Origin of the sequence: Acrocarpospora pleiomorpha, assembly GCF_009687885.1 — a bacterium.
In the GTDB taxonomy this organism is placed as follows: domain Bacteria; phylum Actinomycetota; class Actinomycetes; order Streptosporangiales; family Streptosporangiaceae; genus Acrocarpospora; species Acrocarpospora pleiomorpha.
The window spans coordinates 125,321-144,028 of sequence record NZ_BLAF01000028.1 but is presented as its reverse complement, the minus strand read 5'-3'; the positions used below and the strand labels follow the sequence as shown (position 1 = coordinate 144,028).

Here is an 18,708-nt window from a genome sequence, read left to right as displayed (position 1 = left end):
TGGTGCTACAAGTTAACTGAACTAAATTATGAGTTTTCGCAGTTCAGGGGCATTTGGGCGGTGTCTCTGTTAGCGTCCCGCCTCATGGTCGGTGGGAATGATCAGCGGGATCTGGCGAGGGCGGTCGTACTCGATTTGGGACGGCTGGCTGAGACCGGGAATGCATGGGAGCCGTTCCAGCTGCTGGATGCTGACGGTGTGCTGGTGGAGCCGGTGGCTGTTTTCTTCGCCGGGCTCCAGGCGGAGGAAAAGTCGGTTTCGACGCTGAGAGCCTACGGCAACGACTTGTTGCTGTGGTGGCGGTGGCTGGCTGCTGTCGGGGTTGCGTGGAACCACGCGACCCCGATAGAGGGCCGGGACTTCCTGCGGTGGATGCGGGTCGCGGACAAGCCGACTCGAGTTCATTGGCGTTATCGGGATGGGGCTTCGCCACCAGCCTCAGATGAGAGGCCTGGAACGGTGAAGCGTGCGTCGGCGGGGGCGAACCCGGTGACGGGGAAGGCAGGGCCTGGCCTCAAGTACGCGCCCGCGACCAGGGCGCGCGCCGAGTCGACCTTGCGCACCTTCTATGACGTCCATCTGGAGACTGGCCAGGGTCCCATCATCAACCCGTTCCCGCTGGACCGGTCGCGGCGTGCGGGCCGGGCCAACGCCCACCACAATCCGATGGACCAGTTCAAGCGTGGGCGGAAGGGTCGTTACCGGCCCAAAGTTTCGAAGCGGATCCCCAAGCGGATCCCCGACGAGCAGTTCAACGAGATCTTCGCCGGGTTGAAATACCACCGGGACCGGGCTCTGCTGGCGTTCTGGGTGTCGACCGGTGCCCGTGCCGAGGAGTTGTTGGACTCCTTCCAGGGTGACGTGTATCCAGGTGACCAGTTGATCTCGGTGACCCGTAAGGGCAGCCGGGATATCCAGCAGATCCCGGCCTCCCCGGACGCGTTTGTCTGGCTGAGGCTCTACCAGGAAGAGATCTGGAAGCGGGGAGCTCCCCGGGGCCGCGACCAGCCGTTGTGGTTCACGCTCCGGCGGCCGTTTCGGCCGCTCACCTACGCGGCGGCCCGCGCCATGTTCCAGCGCGCCAACGAGTTGCTCGGCTCAAACTGGGGCATCCATGACCTGCGGCACACGGCCGCTTGGCGGATGGCCCAGGACCCAGAAATGTCCATCACCGATGTTCAGTGGATCCTCGCGCACGCCTCGCTGGAGACCACCCAGCTCTATACCGCTCCCGACCAGCACGAAGTCATCGTCAACACCCGGGCCTACCACCAGCGGCGGGCCAGCAAGCCCGCTCAGACGCCTCCGCCGCCGGCTCCGGGCTACAACCCCGAGTCTTTGCGCACCCTGTTCGGGGACCCCCCATGACCATCCGGACACAACCTCCTGAGCAGGAGACCCGATCTCAGACCGGCGGTCAGTGGCAAGGTGCCGCCTCCGCCGCCGGCGAGGCGCTCAGGCAACTCCGGGCCAAGTTCCCGCCCCGTTCGATACCTGAGGCATGGCCGGCCACCTGCGCCAGTACGGAGCAGATCGTGGAGCGCCTGGACCGCCCACCGTTGCGAAGTGCCAACAAGCACACACACTATTCGCGGCGGACTGGGGCGCTCAGGTTGTTGGCGTGGTTGGAGACGATGCCCGGGACTACCTGGCAGCAACGGTGGCTGGCTTCCGGTGCCCAGGAGTCGGGCGCGGAATGGACGAACGAGCCGTTGTCCTGGTGGCAAGGACGAGACGGGCGATGCAACAGGGACCTGCTCGGGGCCGGGCTGGTTGCCGTGCTCTGCGCGGACGTGTTCCGGCCGGATCTGGAGTGGCTGTCGCGGATCATCCAGTCCCAGCACTGGCGGAACGCGGTCGCCGCCCATCGCGATCCGCGGGGCTACGCCGACCTTCAGGCCGCGATCGGCCAGGAGACGAGCTCGTCGAGCAGGGTGGCGATCGCGCTCGGCCAGATCGCCACCCTGGTCCTGGCCAAGGGCGGTGGCGTCAAGGACATCGTCGTCGGTGACTGCCTGGAACTTCGAGAGGTCGAGGCGAGGACTCGAGTCAAGAAATCTGCAGGAAGATCGCACTTCTACAGCATGCTGCGGGACCTGGGCATCTTTCCCGCCGACGCCCCACCGACCATGCAGTATCTGCAAATCTACTCCGGCCAGCTCACCGTCGAGCAACTCGTGGACCGCTACTCCCTGCAGTGCAAGCCAGTCCGGGACCTGATCGTCGACTACCTGCACGAACGCCAGCCAATCCTGGACTACACCAGCTTGCGGCAAGCCTCCCGGACCCTAGGCATGCACTACTGGAAAACCTTGGAGTCCATCCAACCGGGGATCGAATCCATCCGTCTCAGCCCCGAGGTCGCCGATGCCTGGAAAGAACGCCTCCACACGAAGGTCACCCGCCAGCGGCAGCCGGACGGCTCCATAGCCGAGATTTCCTCACCTCGCACCAACGTGGTGAGCCTCCTGACGTCAGTCAGGGCGTTCTACCTCGATATCGCCCAATGGGCCGCCGAAGACCCCGCCCGCTGGGCGCCATGGGCCGTGCCCTGCCCGATCACGTTGGCCGAGATCTCGGCCAAAAAGGGCAAGGCGCACCGGAAAGCCCGGATGGATCAACGCACGCGCGAACGGCTCCCCGCGCTACCCGCTCTCGTCCAAGCCGCGCATCAGCAACTTCAGCAAGCCCGGCTCTGCCTGGACGCCTTCAACAGCGCAATGCCCGGCGAGTCCTTCACGGTCCTGGATCAGACGTTCATCAAGCAGAAGAGCTCCGGCGCTCATGGTCCAGTCACCACTGCCTACGCCTTCGACACCGCAGGTCGTCGCCACAACCTGGGTTCCGCCGAGCGGCGGGCATTCTGGGCGTGGGCGACGGTGGAGTTCCTGCGGCACACCGGCTGCCGGGTCGAGGAGATGCTGGAGACCAGCCACCACAGCATCACCCAGTACACCCTGCCCGATACCGGTGAACTCATCCCGCTGCTACATATCGCGCCCTCCAAGACCGACGAGGAACGCCTCCTGGTCATCGACGTCGAACTGGCAGATGTCCTTGCCGCGATCGTCACCCGAGTCCGTGACCGCACCGGGCAAATCCCCCTCGTCTCCTCCTGGGACCCCCACGAGAGGGTCTGGAACCCGCCCATGCCACTGCTGTTCCAGTGGCGGAACGGCGGCCACCTCCGCGGAGTCAGCGACAGCGCGATCCGCCTAGGCCTGAAACTGCTCCTCGAACAGACCGGCCTCACCGACGCATCCGGGCAGCCGCTGAGCTACACACCCCACGACTTCCGAAGGCTCTTCACGACCGAGGCGATCCTCAACGGGATGCCCCCGCACATAACGCAGTTGATCTTGGGGCACAAGGACATTAATACCACCATGGGGTATCACACGGTCTATCCCCAAGAGGTGATCAACGGTCACCGGGCCTTTATCGCCCGCCGACGGGCGCTGCGTCCCAGCGAGGAGTACCGCACTCCGACCGACCAGGAGTGGGAGGAGTTCCTCGGCCACTTCCAGCGGCGGAAGTTGGCCTTGGGCGAGTGCGGCCGGGCTTACGGGACGAGCTGCCAACACGAGCACGCCTGCGTGAGATGCCCTCTCCTGCGCGTCAACCCACACGAGAAGCTGCGCCTGATCGAGATCCGCGACAACACGGTCGCCCGCATCGCCGAAGCCAACGAACGCGGCTGGCTGGGCGACCTCGAACAGCTGGCCCTCACCCTCACCGCCGCCAACGGCAAGCTCGCCCAGCTCGAAGAACGAGTACGGAAGGCCGCCGTAGTCCCTCTCGGCATGCCGACCTTCCGCGACGTCGCCGGCCGCACGGCCGCCCTGCCTGCAAGAAGGCGAAGCTGAAAGCTGTCCGCATCGACGTTCACAGCCAAGCTCCCATACCCCCTTTTCATGATCGCTTGATAGTTCAGAGAATACGGCACCCCCGGTATCGCCCGGGCGCAGCAACTCGCGGCGCTCGCCACCGAAGATCTCACTCGCCAGCACCGGGCCGAGGCCGCGTACGTCGGCTGCGTCAACGGCCCCGAGCAACTCGGCCGGATCATCGACCCGAGCATGTGTCACGGAACAGCGGGCCTGCTCGTGACCGGCCGACGGATCGCCGAAGACGCCCTCACCGAGATCCCCCTCCACACGCTCTTGGAGATCCACCACAGCGAGGCGGTCGCCGCTGACGTGCCCCCAGGGTTCCTGGTCGGCAGAGCCGGGGTGGAACTCGCCTTCCACACCACGGTGACGAACTGGGACGCCAGCCTCCTGCTCATCTGACCGAAGGACCGGACCGCCGTCATGGAAGAGACCCCTTGGGCACAGGTCAACATCATCTACCGTGCGCAGGACCGCACGGACCGAGAACGTGAGGCGCTCGCCCACCTGGTCCCGGCACTCGCCGCAGCCGAAGCGTCCGGGCTGCTCTCGCGCTGGTTCTTCATCCGCAAACGGCACTGGCGCATCCGCTACCTCCCCGTGGAAGGGGCCGCTGACCAGGCCCTCGCACACTTGACCGCTGGCGTCCAATGGGCGCACGGCAGCTACGAGCCAGAGGTCCACGCCTTCGGCGGGCCGTCGGGCATCGACGCCGCCCACACGCTGTGGCACGCCGACAGCCGAAACACGCTCGCCTACCTCGCCTGCGGCGGCGGCGACCGGCGAGAACGATCCCTGGTCTTGTGCACCGCGATGATGCGAGCCGCCGATCTCGACCTCTACGAACAGGGCGACGTCTGGGCACGGGCAGCCGAACACCGCCCGGTCCACCGCGCGGACCTCCCCGACCGGCGCACCTGGGACGCGTTCACCGTCGACGTCCGCCTACTACTCACCGGCGCGGCCAACCCTGACGGAGCTTACGCGGACTGGCTGACCGCGTTCCAGACAACGGGCATGACGTTGACGGGCCTTACGCACGAGGGAACCTTGACGCGCGGCATTCGCGCGGTGATCGCCCACCACGTGCTGTTCCACTGGAACCGCCTCGGGCTCACCGCCCAGTCCCAGGGCATGATCGCGTTGGCGGCGAAAGAAGCCATCTTCAGAAGCTGACCCTCGTCAGCCTCCCTGACCACCGTAAGGCCCGCAGCTACCGCGACTTCCCGTGCCAGCTGTCCCAGAGGGCGGCGTAGGCTCCCTTCGCGGCTACTAGCTCGTGGTGGGAGCCCAGTTCGCTGATTAGGCCGTCCTCGACTACGGCCACGCGGTCGGCGTCGTGGGCGGTGTAGAGGCGGTGGGCGATGGCGATCACGGTTCGGCCGTCCAGTACGGCGGCCAGTGAGCGTTCCAGGTTGCGGGCCGCGCGGGGGTCGATGAGGGAGGTGGCCTCGTCCAGGACCAGGGTGTGGGGGTCGGCCAGGACCAGGCGGGCCAGTGCGAGTTGCTGGGCGTGGGCTGGGGAGACGGGCGCGCCGCCGGAGCCGACCACGGTGTCCAGGCCCATGGCTGAGACCCATTCCCAGGCGTCCACGGCTTCCAGGACCCGGCGTACCTGCTCGTCGGTGGCGTCGGGGCGGGCGATCAGTACGTTGTCCCGTAGGGTGCCGCGGAACACGTGGTGTTCCTGGGTGACCAGGGCGACGTGGCCGCGTAGTTCGTCCAGCGGGAGTTCCACCAGGGGGGCGCCGCCCACGGTGACCGCGCCGGTGCGTGGGGGGTGGATTCCGGCCAGCAGGCGGCCCAGGGTGGATTTGCCCGCGCCGGACGGGCCGACCATGGCCAGGCGTTCGCCGGGGCGAATGTCCAGGTCGATGCCGTGCAGGACGTCGTGGCCGTCGCGGTAGGCGTACCGGACGCCGGTGGCGCGTAGGTCCTCGCCGTCGGCCTGGACGCCGGTGGCGACGCGGTCGTCGCTGACGTTGGCCACGCCGAGCAGGCGGGCCATGGAGGCGCCGCCGACCTGGAGTTCGTCGATCCAGGAGAGCAGGCGGTCGAGCGGGTCGATGAGCTGCTGGATGTAGAGGATGGCGGTGGTGGTCTGGGCGATCGTCACCCAGCCTTCGATGTAGAGGAGGCCGCCGGCCAGGGCGGTGGCGACGATGGGGATCACGTAGCCGAGTTCCACGGCGGGGAACCAGACCATGCGCAGGCCCAGGGTGTAACGTTCGGCCGCGAACGAGCGGGCGATGTCGGTGTCGGTCCTGGCCCGGCGGCGTTCGCGCAGGCCCAGGGCCTCCACCGTGCGGGCGCCCTCGACCGTCTCGGCCAGGCCCTCGGTCATGTCGGCGTAGGCGGCGTTCTCGCGGAGGTAGCCGTCCCTGGCGCGCTTGAGGTACCACCGGGTGGAGATCCACAGCAGTGGTACGGCGACCAGCGAGGGCAGCGACAGCAGGGGCGCGACGATCAGCAGGCCGCCCAGCATGAAGACGCCGGTGACGACCGCGATCAGGGTCTCCGGCACGGCCTGCCTGACCGTGCGGGACAGCGCGTCCACGTCCCGGGAGGTACGGGTGATGAGGTCGCCGGAACCCGCCCGCTCGACGGTGGACAGCGGCAGCGCGAGCACCTGGTCGACGAACTCCTCGCGGAGCTCGGCCAGGACGCGCTCGCCCAGGGCGGAGGAGGCGTACACGGCGAATCTGGTCAGCACCGCTTGGGCGATCATGAAGCCGGCGAAGGCCAGGACCAGCGTGTCCACGTCGATGAAGGTGCCCTCGGAGACCGCCTGGACCAGGTTGCCGAGCACCACGGGACCGGCCAGGCCGGAGATCGCGGCCAGCACGTGCAGGCCCAGCGCCCCGCCCAGCTGCCGGGGGTATTTCAGGGTCAGCCGCCGCGCGTAGGCGCGCACCTGCGCCCGGTCCGCGACGGGCAGGATCTGGCGCGCCATCAGTCCTCCCCTCGGGTGACGGTCGATCGGTAGCCGGGGTCTGCCTGGAGCAGTTCCCGGTGGGTGCCCTCGGACCTGACCGTGCCGTCGGCCACGTAGAGCACGAGGTCGGCCCGGTCCAGGACCAGCGGGCTGGTGGTGCACACCAGCGTGGTGCGGCCCGCCCTGGCCTTGCCGAGACGTTCGGCGATCCTGGCCTCGGTGTGCGCGTCCACGGCGCTGGTGGGCTCGACCAGGATCAGGATCTCCGGGTCGGCCAGCAGCGCCCGGACCAGCCGGAGCCGCTGCTGCTGGCCGCCGGAGAACTCCCGGCCCGCCTCGGCGATCTCGGTGTCCAGGCCGTCGGGCAGGGCCTCGACGATGTCCAGCGCGCACGCGGTGTGCAGGGCTCGGGCCAGGTCGTCGTCGCGGGCGGCGCCGCGCACGTCGAGCTCGTCGCGGAGGCGTCCGGAGAAGAGTTTGGCCGCGTTGTCGGCGACCAGGACACGTTCGCGCAGCGCGGCGAAGTCGAGATCGGCGACCGGCATGCCGTCCAGGGTGACGTCGCCGGGGGTGTAGTGGCCGAGCCGGTCGGCGATGGCGATGGCGTCCTCGGCGTCGGCGGCGGCCAGCGCGATCAGCAGGCCGGGCCGGACGACCACGCCGGACTCCCGGTCGGCCAGCGGCCCGTCCGGGACGGCGAGCGCGCCGCCGGTGATCTCCGGGTCCAGGTTCAGGATCCGGCAGACCCGGCGGGCGGCCACATGGCCTTTGGTCAGCTTGTCGGCGGCCTCGGTGAGGGTGCGCAGCGGGGCGATCAGGAAGACCGCGTAGCCGTAGAAGGCGACCAGGTCGCCGCCGCTGATCTGGCGGTCGAGGGCGAAGCGCGCGCCCAGCCAGGTGACGGCGGCCACCAGCAGGCCGGGGAGCAGGATCTGCATGCCCTCCAGCAGCGATTCCATCGAGGCGACCCGTACGCCGGCCTGGCGGGTTCGCTGGGATTCCTCCCGATATCGGTCGGCGAAGACCTGCTCGCCGCCGATGCCGCGCAGCACGCGCAGGCCGACCACGATGTCCGCGGCCCGGGTGGCCATGTCGCCGTACAGGTCGCGCTGGCGTTGCTGGCGGTGGTGCAGGGGTTTCAGCAGCGGGGCCACGGCGGCGACCATGACCGGCACGCCGACCAGCACCATCAGGCCGAGCGGCAGCGAGCTGGACAGCAGGATCACGGTCACCACGGCGATGGCCACCAGCGCGCCGCTGCCGCGCAGCATGATGTCCAGGGCGTTGCCGATGGAGGCGATGTCGGAGTTGCCGACGCTGACCACCTCGCCGGTGGACAGGCGTTTGGGCAGGGTCGCGCCCAGCCGGGTGGCCTGGCGGCCGGTGACCTGGACGGTGCGGTAGGCGGCGCTCAGCCAGGTGATCACCGCGAACCGGTGGCGCAGCACGCCCGCGACCGCCTGCACCCCGCCGAGCCCGAGCAGCACGACCGACCATTGCACCAGGGCGCCGCGGTCCTTGGCCGTGAAGGCGTTGACGGCCGCGCCGATCACGTACGGCACCAGCGCCTGCCCGAGCCACCAGAGGATCGCGAAACCGATGCCGATGACCAGCGGCCGCCACTGGGTACGCATGGTCCACCACAGGTACCGGGTCGGGCTGCGGGTGTCTGGAGTGCCGGGATCGGGCACGGGTAAGGCGCGCATGACCCACAAAGACTCGCAAGTCCGCAGGTCAATCAGCAAATGATTTTCCGGTCGTGGCGCGGTTTTGCAAAGATCTTGCACCGTCAACCAGGGTTGACATATCCCGATATGTCAACCTACATTGACATACATGAATGAGACAGCGCAGCTGGCCAGTGACGCCAGCAGCAGAGACCCGGCCGTGGGGCTGCGGGCCGTCCGCGCCCTGCGGATCCTGGTCGACCGCCTGGAGGCGCTCCAGGTGGAGAACGCCCGGGACCAGGGCTGGTCCTGGCAGGACATCGCGGTGCTCCTGGACGTGAGCAGGCAGGCCGTGCACAAGAAGTACGCCGGGGGCCGCGGCCTGTTGAGACGGGAGAAGTGATGTTCGAACGATTCACCGACGAGGCGCGCCAGGTGGTCCAGCGGGCTCAGGCGGAGGCCCGCCGCCTCTCGCACCAGCACACCGGCACCGAGCACGTCCTGCTCGGCCTGCTGGCCGACCCCGAGTCCCCCGCCGCGAAGGCCCTGCGCGGCATCGACCACGCCCAGGCCGAGGCCGCCATCCAGGCCCTGGTCAGGCAGCCCTGCCACGGCGAGCCACTCGACGCCGACCTGCTCGGCACGCTCGGCATCGACCTGGACGCCGTCCGAGAGAAGGTCGAGGCCAGCTTCGGCCCCGGCTCGCTGGACCGCGCGCCGTTCCGGACCAGACGCGGCGCACTGGTCAGCGGGCGGCACCTGTCGTGGACGCCGAAGGCCAAGAAGGCCCTGGAGCTATCCCTGCGGGAGGCGCTCGCGCTCAAGAGCAAGGAGATCAACACGACCCACCTGCTGCTCGGCCTGATCCGGGAGGGCAGCGGCCTGGCCATACGGGTCCTCGTCGAACGCGGCCTCAACCCGACCGCAATCGCGGAGACGCTGCGCGCCAGACCCAGTTAACGAGAAACCCGTCCCATAGACAACCGCATGGCCGCCGACCAGGCGACTCACCGCCGCGGCTGCCCCATTATTAACGAGACGCCTTCAGGAAGTCCGCGTTCATCCGGGCGATGACGTCCAGCGAGATGCCCTTCGGGCAGACCGCGGTGCACTCCCCGGTGTTGGTGCACCCGCCGAACCCTTCCAGGTCCATCTGCTCGACCATGGCCTTGGCCCGAGACGCGCGCTCGGGCCGACCCTGCGGCAGCGACCCCAGATGGGTGATCTTGGCGCCGGTGAACAGCGACGCGGAGCCGTTCGGGCAGGCCGCCACGCAGGCCCCGCACCCGATGCAGGTCGCCGCGTCGAACGCGTCGTCCGCGTCGTCCTTCGGCACCGGTACGGCATGCGCGTCCGGCGCCGCCCCCGCCGGAACCGACACGAACCCCCCGGCCTGAATGATCCGGTCGAACGCCGACCTATCGACCACCAGATCCTTGATCACCGGGAAGGGCGCGGCCCGCCAGGGTTCGATGGTGACGACGTCGCCGTCCTTGAAGTGGCGCATGTGCAGCTGGCAGGTGGTGGTGGCCTTCTGCTCCCCGTGCGCGACCCCGTTGATCACCATGCCGCACATGCCGCAGATACCCTCGCGACAATCGTGATCGAACGCCACCGGATCATCCCCGGCCAGGATGAGCCCCTCATTGAGCACATCCAGCATCTCCAGAAACGACATATCCGGCGACACATCTTTAACGTGATATTTCACCATCTCGCCGCGTTCGTCGGGGCTGTGCTGGCGCCAGATCTTGAGGGTGAGGTTCACTTGTAGCTCCGCTGGCTCATCGTGACGTACTCGTACGCCAAGTCCTCCCGGTGCAGCACCGGGCCCTCCGGGGTGTGCTCCCAAGCCGCGACATAAGCGAAATGTTCGTCGTCACGCAGGGCTTCACCGTCGGAGTCCTGGGATTCGGCCCGGAAGTGACCACCGCAGGATTCGGTACGGTGCAGCGCGTCCAGGCACATCAGCTCGGCCAGGTCGAAGAAATCGGCCACCCGCCCGGCACGCTCCAGCGCCTGGTTGAGCTCCTCGTTCGTCCCGGAGACCTTGACGTTTCGCCAGAACTCCTCCCGCAACTCCGGAATGCGCTCCAAAGCCTTGGTCAGCGACGCCTCCGTACGTTCCATCCCGCAGTAGTCCCACATGAGCTTGCCCAGCTCGCGATGGTAGGAGTCGGCGGTCCTGTCCCCGTCCACGGACAGCAGCCGGTGGATCCGATCCCGGACCGCGATCTCCGCCTCCGCCACGCTGACCTCGTTCACCGGCCCGAAGTCGCGCGCGTCGGCCAGGTAGTCGCCGATCGTCGCGGGCAGCACGAAGTAGCCGTCGGCCAGACCCTGCATCAGCGCGGACGCGCCCAGCCGGTTCGCCCCGTGGTCGGAGAAGTTGGCCTCCCCGACGACGAACAGGCCGGGGACGGTGGACTGCAGGTCGTAGTCGACCCACAGGCCGCCCATCGTGTAGTGGACGGCGGGGTAGATGCGCATCGGCTGGGCGTACGGATCCTCGCCGGTGATGCGTTCGTACATCTCGAAGAGGTTGCCGTACTTCTCCTCGACGGCCTCGCGCCCGAGGCGGGTGATGGCGTCGGCGAAGTCCAGGTAGACGCCGAGACCGCCGGGGCCGACGCCGCGGCCCTCGTCGCAGACGTTCTTGGCGGCGCGGGAGGCGATGTCCCGGGGAACCAGATTCCCGAAAGCCGGATATATCCGTTCGAGGTAGTAATCGCGCTCATCGTCGGGGATCGCGGCCGGCGGGCGCGTGTCGCCCTTCCGGAGCGGCACCCAGACGCGGCCGTCGTTGCGCAGGGACTCCGACATCAGGGTGAGCTTGGACTGGTACTCGCCGGAGACCGGGATGCAGGTCGGGTGGATCTGGGTGTAGCAGGGGTTCGCGAACAGGGCGCCCTTGCGGTGGGCGCGCCAGATCGCGGTGGTGTTGCAGCCCTTGGCGTTGGTGGACAGGAAGAACACGTTGCCGTACCCGCCGGTGGCCAGGACGACGGCGTCGGCGAGGTGGCTCTCGATCTCGCCGGTGACCATGTCGCGGACCACGACGCCGCGGGCCCGGCCGTCGCTGACGATGAGCTCCAGCATCTCGTGCCGGGCGTGCATGGTGACCGTCCCGGCGGCGATCTGGCGCTCCAGCGCCTGGTACGCGCCGAGCAGCAGTTGCTGCCCCGTCTGCCCCCGGGCATAGAACGTACGGGAAACCTGGGCGCCACCGAACGACCGGGTGTCCAGCAGGCCGCCGTACTCGCGGGCGAACGGCACGCCCTGGGCCACCGCCTGGTCGATGATGTTCACGCTGACCTGGGCCAGCCGGTAGACGTTGGACTCCCGGGCCCGGAAGTCGCCGCCCTTCACGGTGTCGTAGAACAGCCGGTAGATCGAGTCGCCGTCGCCCCGGTAGTTCTTGGCCGCGTTGATGCCGCCCTGTGCCGCGATCGAGTGCGCCCGCCGGGGCGAGTCCTGGTAGCAGAACGAGGTGACCTGGTAGCCCAGCTCCCCGAGGGTGGCCGCCGCCGACCCCCCGGCCAGGCCGGTGCCGACCACGATCACGCTGAGCTTGCGCTTGTTGGCGGGGTTGACCAGCCGCGCCGCGAACTTGCGCTTCTCCCAGCGTTCCTCGATCGGGCCTTCAGGAGCCTTGGTGTCGCGAATCGGCTCGCCTTCGCGATAGTTCACTTCACGACTCCGATCATGATCGCGAACGGCACGGACAGGAAGCCCACCACCAGCACGGCCGACAGCAGCGCGGCGGACACTTTCAGGCCCTGCCGCCCCCTGGCCAGGCCGAGCGTCTGGAACGCGCTCCACAAACCGTGCCGCAGATGCAGGCCGACCATGATCACCGCGATCGCGTAGAAAAGCGTCACGTACCACCGGCTGAAGCCCTCGATCATCCGGGTGTACGGCGTCGCCGCAACCCCCGCCGGGTTGGCCACGCCGAAGGTCAGATCCAGCAGGTGGTAGACGACGAACAGGGCGATGGTCACGCCCCCCCAGCGCATGATGTGCACGACGTACCCACCCGCCTGGGATCTGCGGCGGGCCGCGTACCGGACCGGCCGGGCCGCGGCGGCGCGGCGGTAGAGCGCGACCGCCGACCAGATGTGCAGCACGATCGCGGCCAGCAGCACAACCTCGATCAGGGTGAGCAGGCCACGCTTGGGCACCAGCGGGTAGCCGACCTCACGCAGCCAGAGCGCGTAGCCGTTGAACGCCTCGGGACCCGCGAAGGTCTTCAGGTTGCCGACCATGTGGCCGACCAGGAAGAGCACCAGAATCGCGCCGGTCACCGCCATCACCGCCTTCTGGCCGGTGGAGGACCCGAAGAACCCCCGCCGCCTCGGCGAATGCGAGGGTGGCGGCTCGATGGGCGCGGTCGCCGCGCCGCGTTCGATGATGGCAGTCACACTCCGGACGGTAGGAAGCCGCTGGAGGCGCCGTCCAAGTCATCAACGATCTGGTTTCGATAGCCGGGGGCTATGACCTCTGGCCCGCCGCCCGTACCGGGTCCCGGCCACCCGGGACAGTGCGAGCAATCTCACAACACGTACGCTTGGTAAACGTGCAGCTTCAGCAGCTCGCGTCGTTCGTGGCGGTGGCCGAGACCCGGCATTTCACCCAGGCCGCCGAACGTATGCGGGTGGCCCAGCCCTCCCTGAGCAAGCAGATCAAGGCCCTGGAGACCGAACTGGGCGCGCCGCTGTTCAGCCGGGCCAGGGGAAACGTGACGCTGACCCCGGCGGGCGAGGCGCTGCTGCCGCTGGCCCGCAGGATGCTGGCCGACGCCGACACCGCCAGGCGCGAGGTCGCCGAGCTGGCGGGGCTGCGGCGGGGCCGGGTGCGGCTGGGCGCGACGCCGTCGCTGTGCGCGGGGCTGCTGGCGGACGCGCTGGCCCGGTTCCACGACGACTACCCGGGTGTGGAACTCCAGGTGGAGGAGGGCGGCTCCCGCGATCTCGTCCGGGCGCTGGCCCGGGGACAGCTGGACCTGGCGTTGATCATCCTGCCGTTGCAGGGCGACGATCCGGCGCTGGTGACCGAGGAGATCCTGCGCGAGACGCTGGTGATCGCGGCTCCGGCGCACCTGGCGGGGCGCAAGCCGTACCTGCGGATCGAGGAGTTGCGGCGGCGGCCGCTGGTGATGTTCCGGCGCGGCTACGACCTGCGGGAGGCGACCCTGGCGGCCTGCCGCCAGGCCGGGTTCGAGCCGAGGTTCGCGGTCGAGGGCGGCGAGATGGACGCGGTGCTGCGGTTCGTGGAAGCCGGGCTGGGCGTGGCCGTGGTGCCGTCCATGGTGCTGGACGGGCGGCCCAATCTGGCCGGGACTCCGCTGCTCCCGGGCCTGACGCGCACCATCGCGCTCGCGCACCGCAAGGACGTCGAACCGACCCGGGCGGCGCACGCGTTTCGGGCCACTCTGCTGGCCTTTCTCACCGAAGCCACCCGGGAGGGCACCCTGCCCGAGGGCGTCGAAGCGGTGACGGAGGGCGACTAGACTTGTGGTGCCGCTCCGACGGGGCACGTGACAGGAATCACAAGGACAACTCAGTGACCCGCTTCACACATAGTGTTTGCATGGTCGTAACGTAGCCCCCACCAATACGGCGTCGTACGCGGTGGAGAGGTCCCCGATGACCCAGACAACGGCCGAGAGCCCGGCCAGGAAACAACGCGCTCAGCTCAAAGTGCGAACGCTTCGCACCGATCGATGGTGGCTTGCCCCAGCATTGACGTTCGCCGCTCTCATGGCGTTTCTCATCTACGGGTTCTGGGCGATTTTCGACGGAAGCTACTTCGTCGATCCCTATATAGCGCCATTCTCGTCGCCGTGCCTGGCGACATCCTGTCCCGAGGGGGCCCGATTCCTGGGCTTTGCTCCCTTCGGCGACTGGTACGGTCTGCCCCCCGGCCTGCTGATCCTTGGGTTGCCGGCCGGATTCCGGTTTACGTGCTACTACTACCGGAAGTCGTACTACCGGTCGTTCTGGCTGTCCCCGCCCGCCTGCGCCGTCGCCGAGCCGCACAAGAAGTACACCGGGGAGACCCGGCTGCCGCTGATCATCCAGAACGTGCACCGCTACTTCTTCTACGGCGCCATCGTGATCGGCGCGGTCCTCACCTACGACGCGATCCTCGCGCTGGTCCACAAGCCGGGCGGTCTCGGCACCTGGATCCTGCTGGTCAACGCGGCTCTCATCGTCGCCTACACGCTGTCGTGCCACTCCTGCCGGCACATCACCGCCGGGCGGCTCAACCACTTCTCCAAGCACCCGTTGCGCTACCGGGCCTGGACGTTCATCTCCAAGCTCAACGCCAAGCACCAGCAGCTCGCCTGGGCCTCCATGTTCTCCGTCATGATCGCTGACTTCTATGTCCGGCTGGTCGCCAAGGGCGTCATCACCTTCCCGTACGCATAAGGATTCTCAACGTGGAGCGTCACGAATACGACGTCGTCGTCATCGGAGCCGGCGGAGCCGGGCTGCGGGCGGCGATCGAGGCACGACAGCAGGGTAAGCGCACGGCGATCGTCTGCAAGTCCCTGTTCGGCAAGGCGCACACCGTCATGGCCGAAGGCGGCGCCGCCGCGGCCATGGGGAACGTCAACCCCGACGACAACTGGATGGTGCACTTCCGGGACACCATGCGCGGCGGCAAGTTCCTCAACAACTGGCGGATGGCCGAACTGCACGCCAAGGAGGCCCCGGACCGGGTCTGGGAGCTGGAGGCCTGGGGCGCGCTGTTCGACCGCACCAGAGACGGCAAGATCAGCCAGCGTAACTTCGGCGGCCACGAGTATCCGCGGCTCGCGCACGTGGGCGACCGGACCGGCCTGGAGCTGATCCGCACCCTGCAGCAGCGGGTGGTGGCGCTCCAGCAGGAGGACTACGAGCTGCACGGCGACTACGAGGCCTACATCAAGGTCTTCGCCGAGTGCACGGTGACCCGCCTGCTCAAGGACGGCGACTCCATCTCCGGCGCGTTCGGCTACTGGCGGGAGACCGGCAAGTTCATCCTCTTCGACACCCCGGCCGTGGTGCTGGCCACCGGCGGCATCGGCAAGTCGTATGTGGTGACCTCCAACTCCTGGGAGTACACGGGAGACGGGCACGCGCTGGCCCTGCTGGCCGGGGCGAACCTGATCAACATGGAGTTCATCCAGTTCCACCCGACCGGCATGGTCTGGCCGCCCTCGGTGCGCGGCATCCTGGTCACCGAGTCGGTCCGCGGCGACGGCGGCGTGCTGCGCAACTCGCTCGGCGAGCGGTTCATGTTCAACTACGTGCCGGACGTGTTCAAGGACAAGTACGCCACCAGCGAGGAGGAGGGCGACCGCTGGTACACCGACCAGGCCAACAACCGCCGCCCGCCGGAGCTGCTCCCCCGCGACGAGGTGGCCCGCGCGATCAACGCCGAGGTGAAGGCCGGGCGCGGCTCCCCGCAGGGCGGCGTGTTCCTGGACGTGTCCTCCCGGCTGCCCGCCGCTGAGATCATCAAGCGGCTGCCGTCGATGCACCACCAGTTCAAGGAGCTGGCCGACGTCGACATCACCAAGGAGCCGATGCAGGTCGGCCCGACCTGCCACTACATCATGGGCGGGGTCGAGGTGGACGCCGACACCGGCGCCGCCTCCGTGCCCGGCCTGTTCGCGGCCGGCGAGGTGTCCGGCGGCATGCACGGCTCCAACCGCCTCGGCGGCAACTCCCTGTCCGACCTGCTCGTCTTCGGCCGCCGCGCCGGGGCCGGGGCCGCCGCCTACGTGGACGGCCTGGCCAAGCGCCCGGTGGCGACCGGGGTCGAGGAGGCCATGGCGGAGGCCGTCGCCCCCCTCGAGCGGGCCACCGGCGAGAATCCGTACGACGTGCATCACGAACTCCAGCGCACCATGAACGAGCTGGTCGGCATCATCCGCAAGTCCAGTGAGATCAGCGAGGCGCTGGACGTGGTGGAGAAGCTCAAGGAGCGGGCCAAGAACACCGCCTCCACCGGCGGCAAGATCTACAACCCGGGCTGGCACCTGGCCATCGACCTGCGCAACATGCTGCTGGTCAGCGAGTGCGTGGCCAAGGCGGCGCTGCTCCGCGAGGAGAGCCGGGGCGGCCACACCCGCGACGACTACCCGGGCATGTCGGCCGACTGGCGGCGCAAGCTGCTGGTCTGCTCGACCCCACCGGACGGCTCGGAGGTGACCGTGATCGAGCGGGAGCAGCCGTCCATGCGCGACGACCTGCTCACCCTGTTCGACCGCGGCGAGCTGGCCAAATACCTCACCGAGGAAGAAATGGCGGAGTACGACGCCGCGCTCGCGGGGCCGCTGGCAGCACAGAAGAGAGAGTCGTAATGGGGTACAAGGCGAAGTTCCGCGTCTGGCGGGGCGAGGGCGGCGACGGCAAGCTGGAGGACTTCACCGTCGAGGTGAACGAGGGCGAGGTCGTGCTCGACGTCATCCACCGCCTGCAGGCCACCCAGGCGCCCGACCTGGCGGTCCGCTGGAACTGCAAGGCCGGCAAGTGCGGATCCTGCTCGATGGAGATCAACGGCAAGCCGCGGCTGGGCTGCATGACCCGGATGTCCACCTTCGAGGAGAGTGACACGATCACGGTCACCCCGATGCGGACGTTCCCCGTCATCAAGGACCTGGTCTGCGACGTTTCGTTCAACTACCAGAAGGCCCGGGAGATCCCGTCGTTCACGCCGCCGTCCGACGTGCGGCCGGGCGAGTACCGGATGCAGCAGATCGACGTCGAGCGGTCCCAGGAGTTCCGCAAGTGCATCGAATGCTTCATGTGCAACAACGTCTGCCACGTGATCCGGGACCACGAGGAGAACAAGACCAACTTCGCCGGGCCGCGCTTCCTGATGCGGATCGCGGAGCTGGACATGCATCCGTATGACGTGGCCGACCGCAAGGACGCCGCGCAGGAGGAGCACGGGCTGGGTTATTGCAACATCACCAAGTGCTGCACCGAGGTCTGCCCCGAGCACATCAAGATCACCGACAACGCGCTGATCCCGATGAAGGAACGCGTGGTCGACCGCAAGTACGACCCGCTGGTCTGGCTCGGCAACAAGATCTTCCGCCGCTGACACCAAAGCGCCGACCGGATCCATCCGGTCGGCGCTTTCTTTCGGCCTGCGGCTTCTTTCGTTAGTACGGCCTGCGGCGGCGTGGATCGTCCTGCTCGCCGGGCTGATCCCCCTGCACCGGGAAGGTCGCGGTTCCGCCCGGCTGGCCCGGCAGCGGCTCCTCGATCGTCCGCTCGATCACATACCCCTGCGGATACCCCGGCGCCTGCGCGGGCGGCGGATACGACTGCTGCTGCGCCTCCGGCTGGCCATACGGCTGCTGCGGATACGGCATCGGGTACGGCACAGGCACATAACTGACCACCGGCGGCTGGTACGGCTGCACCGGATACCCGGGATACGGCATCATCTGCCCGGGCATCGCCTGACCAGGCATAGGCTGCCCCGGCATCTGCATCCCTGGCATCTGCATCCCCGGCATTTGCTGCATACCCGGCATCGCCTGCATACCCGGCATCGTCATCCCCGGCATCCCCGGCATCATGCCTGGCATGCCCGGCATGGGCATCCCGCGCCGGATCGCCGCCGCGTGGGCCAGCCTGCGCAGGCGGCCCTCGAAGACCAGCCAGCCGACCAGCGCGAGCAGCACCAGCAACGCGGCCGGGGCGGCCAGCTTGCGGCTGAGGCCGGTCTGGTCGAACTCGGGGCTGGCGTTGCGGATCTCGATCGAGACCATCTCCGGGTCGGGCTCGGTGAAGGCCGGCCCGGGAGTCGGGGTCGACGGCGCGGTCCCTCCGGCGGTCGGGAGGGAAAGCGAAGGCTCGGCCACCTCGGCGGAATCGGTCGGGACGATCGGATCGCTGCTCGGAATCTGCGGCTGCACCGTCGGGATCGAAGCGGGGGCCGTATTGCTGGGCGCCGGCGCTTCCGGTGTCGGAGCCGGCGTCGTGGCCGCGGAGGTCGGCGACGGCGTGACCGTCGCGGTGACGGTTACGCTGACATCCCCGGTCGGCTCAACCGTGATCGTGGTCGTGACACAGGGCTCACCAGGAGGACAGGGATCCACCGGATTGGCCGCCTGAGCACTCGCGGCGATCATCACCACAACCGAAGCCGAGGCCAGCGAGGCGGCGACCACGGACGCGACCCGCCTATGTGCGCGTCCGACCACCGCATC

15 protein-coding genes and 2 pseudogenes are annotated in these 18,708 nt (G+C 68.4%); 11 read left to right on the top strand and 6 right to left on the bottom strand.

The features are described 5' to 3' along the window. Positions 1–84: 84 nt before the first annotated feature. The 5 genes and pseudogenes from Aple_RS56360 to Aple_RS24995 all read left to right on the top strand — a co-directional run. A pseudogene (locus tag Aple_RS56360) lies at positions 85–375 on the top strand (site-specific integrase); the annotation flags it as partial. Positions 376–459: 84 nt separating this feature from the next. Then, positions 460–1,368 carry a tyrosine-type recombinase/integrase gene (locus tag Aple_RS25010; protein ID WP_246264758.1) on the top strand — a complete coding sequence of 303 codons (909 nt, stop codon included), beginning with the start codon at positions 460–462 and terminating at the stop codon, positions 1,366–1,368. 266 nt (positions 1,369–1,634) lie between these two features. Continuing rightward, the gene (locus tag Aple_RS25005; protein WP_155347123.1) at positions 1,635–3,866 is read left to right on the top strand and encodes a tyrosine-type recombinase/integrase; all 2,232 of its coding nucleotides are present in this window, start codon (positions 1,635–1,637) and stop codon (positions 3,864–3,866) included. Between the two features lie 84 nt (positions 3,867–3,950). Beyond that, a pseudogene (locus Aple_RS25000) lies at positions 3,951–4,292 on the top strand (lanthionine synthetase C family protein); the annotation flags it as partial. A 21-nt stretch (positions 4,293–4,313) separates the two neighbouring features. Beyond that, positions 4,314–5,066, top strand: a complete 753-nt coding sequence (locus Aple_RS24995; protein ID WP_155347121.1) for a thiopeptide-type bacteriocin biosynthesis protein — start codon at positions 4,314–4,316, stop codon at positions 5,064–5,066. Between the two features lie 37 nt (positions 5,067–5,103). Here Aple_RS24995 and Aple_RS24990 read toward each other — a convergent pair whose 3' ends face one another. Together Aple_RS24990 and Aple_RS24985 are read right to left on the bottom strand one after the other, a co-directional pair. Further along, positions 5,104–6,843, bottom strand: coding sequence for an ABC transporter ATP-binding protein (locus Aple_RS24990; RefSeq protein ID WP_155347120.1), 1,740 nt, complete (start codon positions 6,841–6,843; stop codon positions 5,104–5,106). Then, positions 6,843–8,531: an ABC transporter ATP-binding protein gene (locus Aple_RS24985; protein ID WP_155347119.1), complete on the bottom strand. Its 1,689-nt coding sequence runs from the start codon at positions 8,529–8,531 to the stop codon at positions 6,843–6,845. Before Aple_RS24985 ends, Aple_RS24990 begins: the two co-directional genes overlap by 1 nt. A gap of 130 nt (positions 8,532–8,661) precedes the next feature. Here Aple_RS24985 and Aple_RS24980 point away from each other — a divergent pair, with 130 nt between their 5' ends. Both Aple_RS24980 and Aple_RS24975 read left to right on the top strand, forming a co-directional pair. Next, positions 8,662–8,895 carry an RNA polymerase subunit sigma-70 gene (locus Aple_RS24980; RefSeq protein WP_155347118.1) on the top strand — a complete coding sequence of 78 codons (234 nt, stop codon included), beginning with the start codon at positions 8,662–8,664 and terminating at the stop codon, positions 8,893–8,895. Continuing rightward, positions 8,895–9,452: a Clp protease N-terminal domain-containing protein gene (locus tag Aple_RS24975; protein WP_155347117.1), complete on the top strand. Its 558-nt coding sequence runs from the start codon at positions 8,895–8,897 to the stop codon at positions 9,450–9,452. The genes Aple_RS24980 and Aple_RS24975 overlap by 1 nt, the downstream gene beginning before the upstream one ends. Positions 9,453–9,522: 70 nt before the next feature. On the opposite strand, the gene Aple_RS24970 is transcribed toward Aple_RS24975, so the two are convergent. The 3 genes from Aple_RS24970 to Aple_RS24960 are packed head-to-tail and all read right to left on the bottom strand — an operon-like array spanning position 9,523 to position 12,913. Beyond that, a complete protein-coding gene (locus Aple_RS24970) occupies positions 9,523–10,260 on the bottom strand; it encodes a succinate dehydrogenase/fumarate reductase iron-sulfur subunit (protein WP_155347116.1) in 738 nt (245 codons plus the stop codon). After that, positions 10,257–12,182, bottom strand: a complete 1,926-nt coding sequence (locus Aple_RS24965; RefSeq protein ID WP_155347115.1) for a fumarate reductase/succinate dehydrogenase flavoprotein subunit — start codon at positions 12,180–12,182, stop codon at positions 10,257–10,259. Before Aple_RS24965 ends, Aple_RS24970 begins: the two co-directional genes overlap by 4 nt. Continuing rightward, positions 12,179–12,913, bottom strand: coding sequence for a succinate dehydrogenase cytochrome b subunit (locus Aple_RS24960; protein WP_155347114.1), 735 nt, complete (start codon positions 12,911–12,913; stop codon positions 12,179–12,181). Before Aple_RS24960 ends, Aple_RS24965 begins: the two co-directional genes overlap by 4 nt. 155 nt (positions 12,914–13,068) lie before the next feature. Here Aple_RS24960 and Aple_RS24955 point away from each other — a divergent pair, with 155 nt between their 5' ends. From Aple_RS24955 to Aple_RS24940, 4 genes are all read left to right on the top strand, one after another. After that, complete coding sequence (locus Aple_RS24955) at positions 13,069–14,001, top strand: LysR family transcriptional regulator (protein WP_155347113.1); 933 nt, start codon at positions 13,069–13,071, stop codon at positions 13,999–14,001. Positions 14,002–14,137: 136 nt separating this feature from the next. Continuing rightward, on the top strand, positions 14,138–14,923 hold the full coding sequence (sdhC, locus tag Aple_RS24950) for a succinate dehydrogenase subunit SdhC (protein WP_155347112.1): 786 nt from the start codon (positions 14,138–14,140) through the stop codon (positions 14,921–14,923). A 2-nt stretch (positions 14,924–14,925) separates the two neighbouring features. Further along, on the top strand, positions 14,926–16,845 hold the full coding sequence (locus Aple_RS24945) for a fumarate reductase/succinate dehydrogenase flavoprotein subunit (protein WP_155347111.1): 1,920 nt from the start codon (positions 14,926–14,928) through the stop codon (positions 16,843–16,845). Next, positions 16,845–17,591: a succinate dehydrogenase/fumarate reductase iron-sulfur subunit gene (locus Aple_RS24940; protein WP_155347110.1), complete on the top strand. Its 747-nt coding sequence runs from the start codon at positions 16,845–16,847 to the stop codon at positions 17,589–17,591. The genes Aple_RS24945 and Aple_RS24940 overlap by 1 nt, the downstream gene beginning before the upstream one ends. Before the next feature lie 61 nt (positions 17,592–17,652). On the opposite strand, the gene Aple_RS52820 is transcribed toward Aple_RS24940, so the two are convergent. Then, complete coding sequence (locus tag Aple_RS52820; RefSeq protein ID WP_155347109.1) at positions 17,653–18,702, bottom strand: hypothetical protein; 1,050 nt, start codon at positions 18,700–18,702, stop codon at positions 17,653–17,655. Positions 18,703–18,708 lie beyond the last annotated feature (6 nt).

Bases quoted from the DNA above. Each gene is read 5' to 3' on its own strand.
- Aple_RS24975 (WP_155347117.1), top strand. From the start codon at position 8,895: ATGTTCGAACGATTCACCGACGAGGCGCGCCAGGTGGTCCAGCGGGCT.
- Aple_RS24985 (WP_155347119.1), bottom strand. From the start codon at position 8,531: ATGCGCGCCTTACCCGTGCCCGATCCCGGCACTCCAGACACCCGCAGC.
- sdhC (WP_155347112.1), top strand. From the start codon at position 14,138: ATGACCCAGACAACGGCCGAGAGCCCGGCCAGGAAACAACGCGCTCAG.
- Aple_RS25005 (WP_155347123.1), top strand. From the start codon at position 1,635: ATGCCCGGGACTACCTGGCAGCAACGGTGGCTGGCTTCCGGTGCCCAG.
- Aple_RS24995 (WP_155347121.1), top strand. From the start codon at position 4,314: ATGGAAGAGACCCCTTGGGCACAGGTCAACATCATCTACCGTGCGCAG.
- Aple_RS24980 (WP_155347118.1), top strand. From the start codon at position 8,662: ATGAATGAGACAGCGCAGCTGGCCAGTGACGCCAGCAGCAGAGACCCG.
- Aple_RS24990 (WP_155347120.1), bottom strand. From the start codon at position 6,843: ATGGCGCGCCAGATCCTGCCCGTCGCGGACCGGGCGCAGGTGCGCGCC.
- Aple_RS24940 (WP_155347110.1), top strand. From the start codon at position 16,845: ATGGGGTACAAGGCGAAGTTCCGCGTCTGGCGGGGCGAGGGCGGCGAC.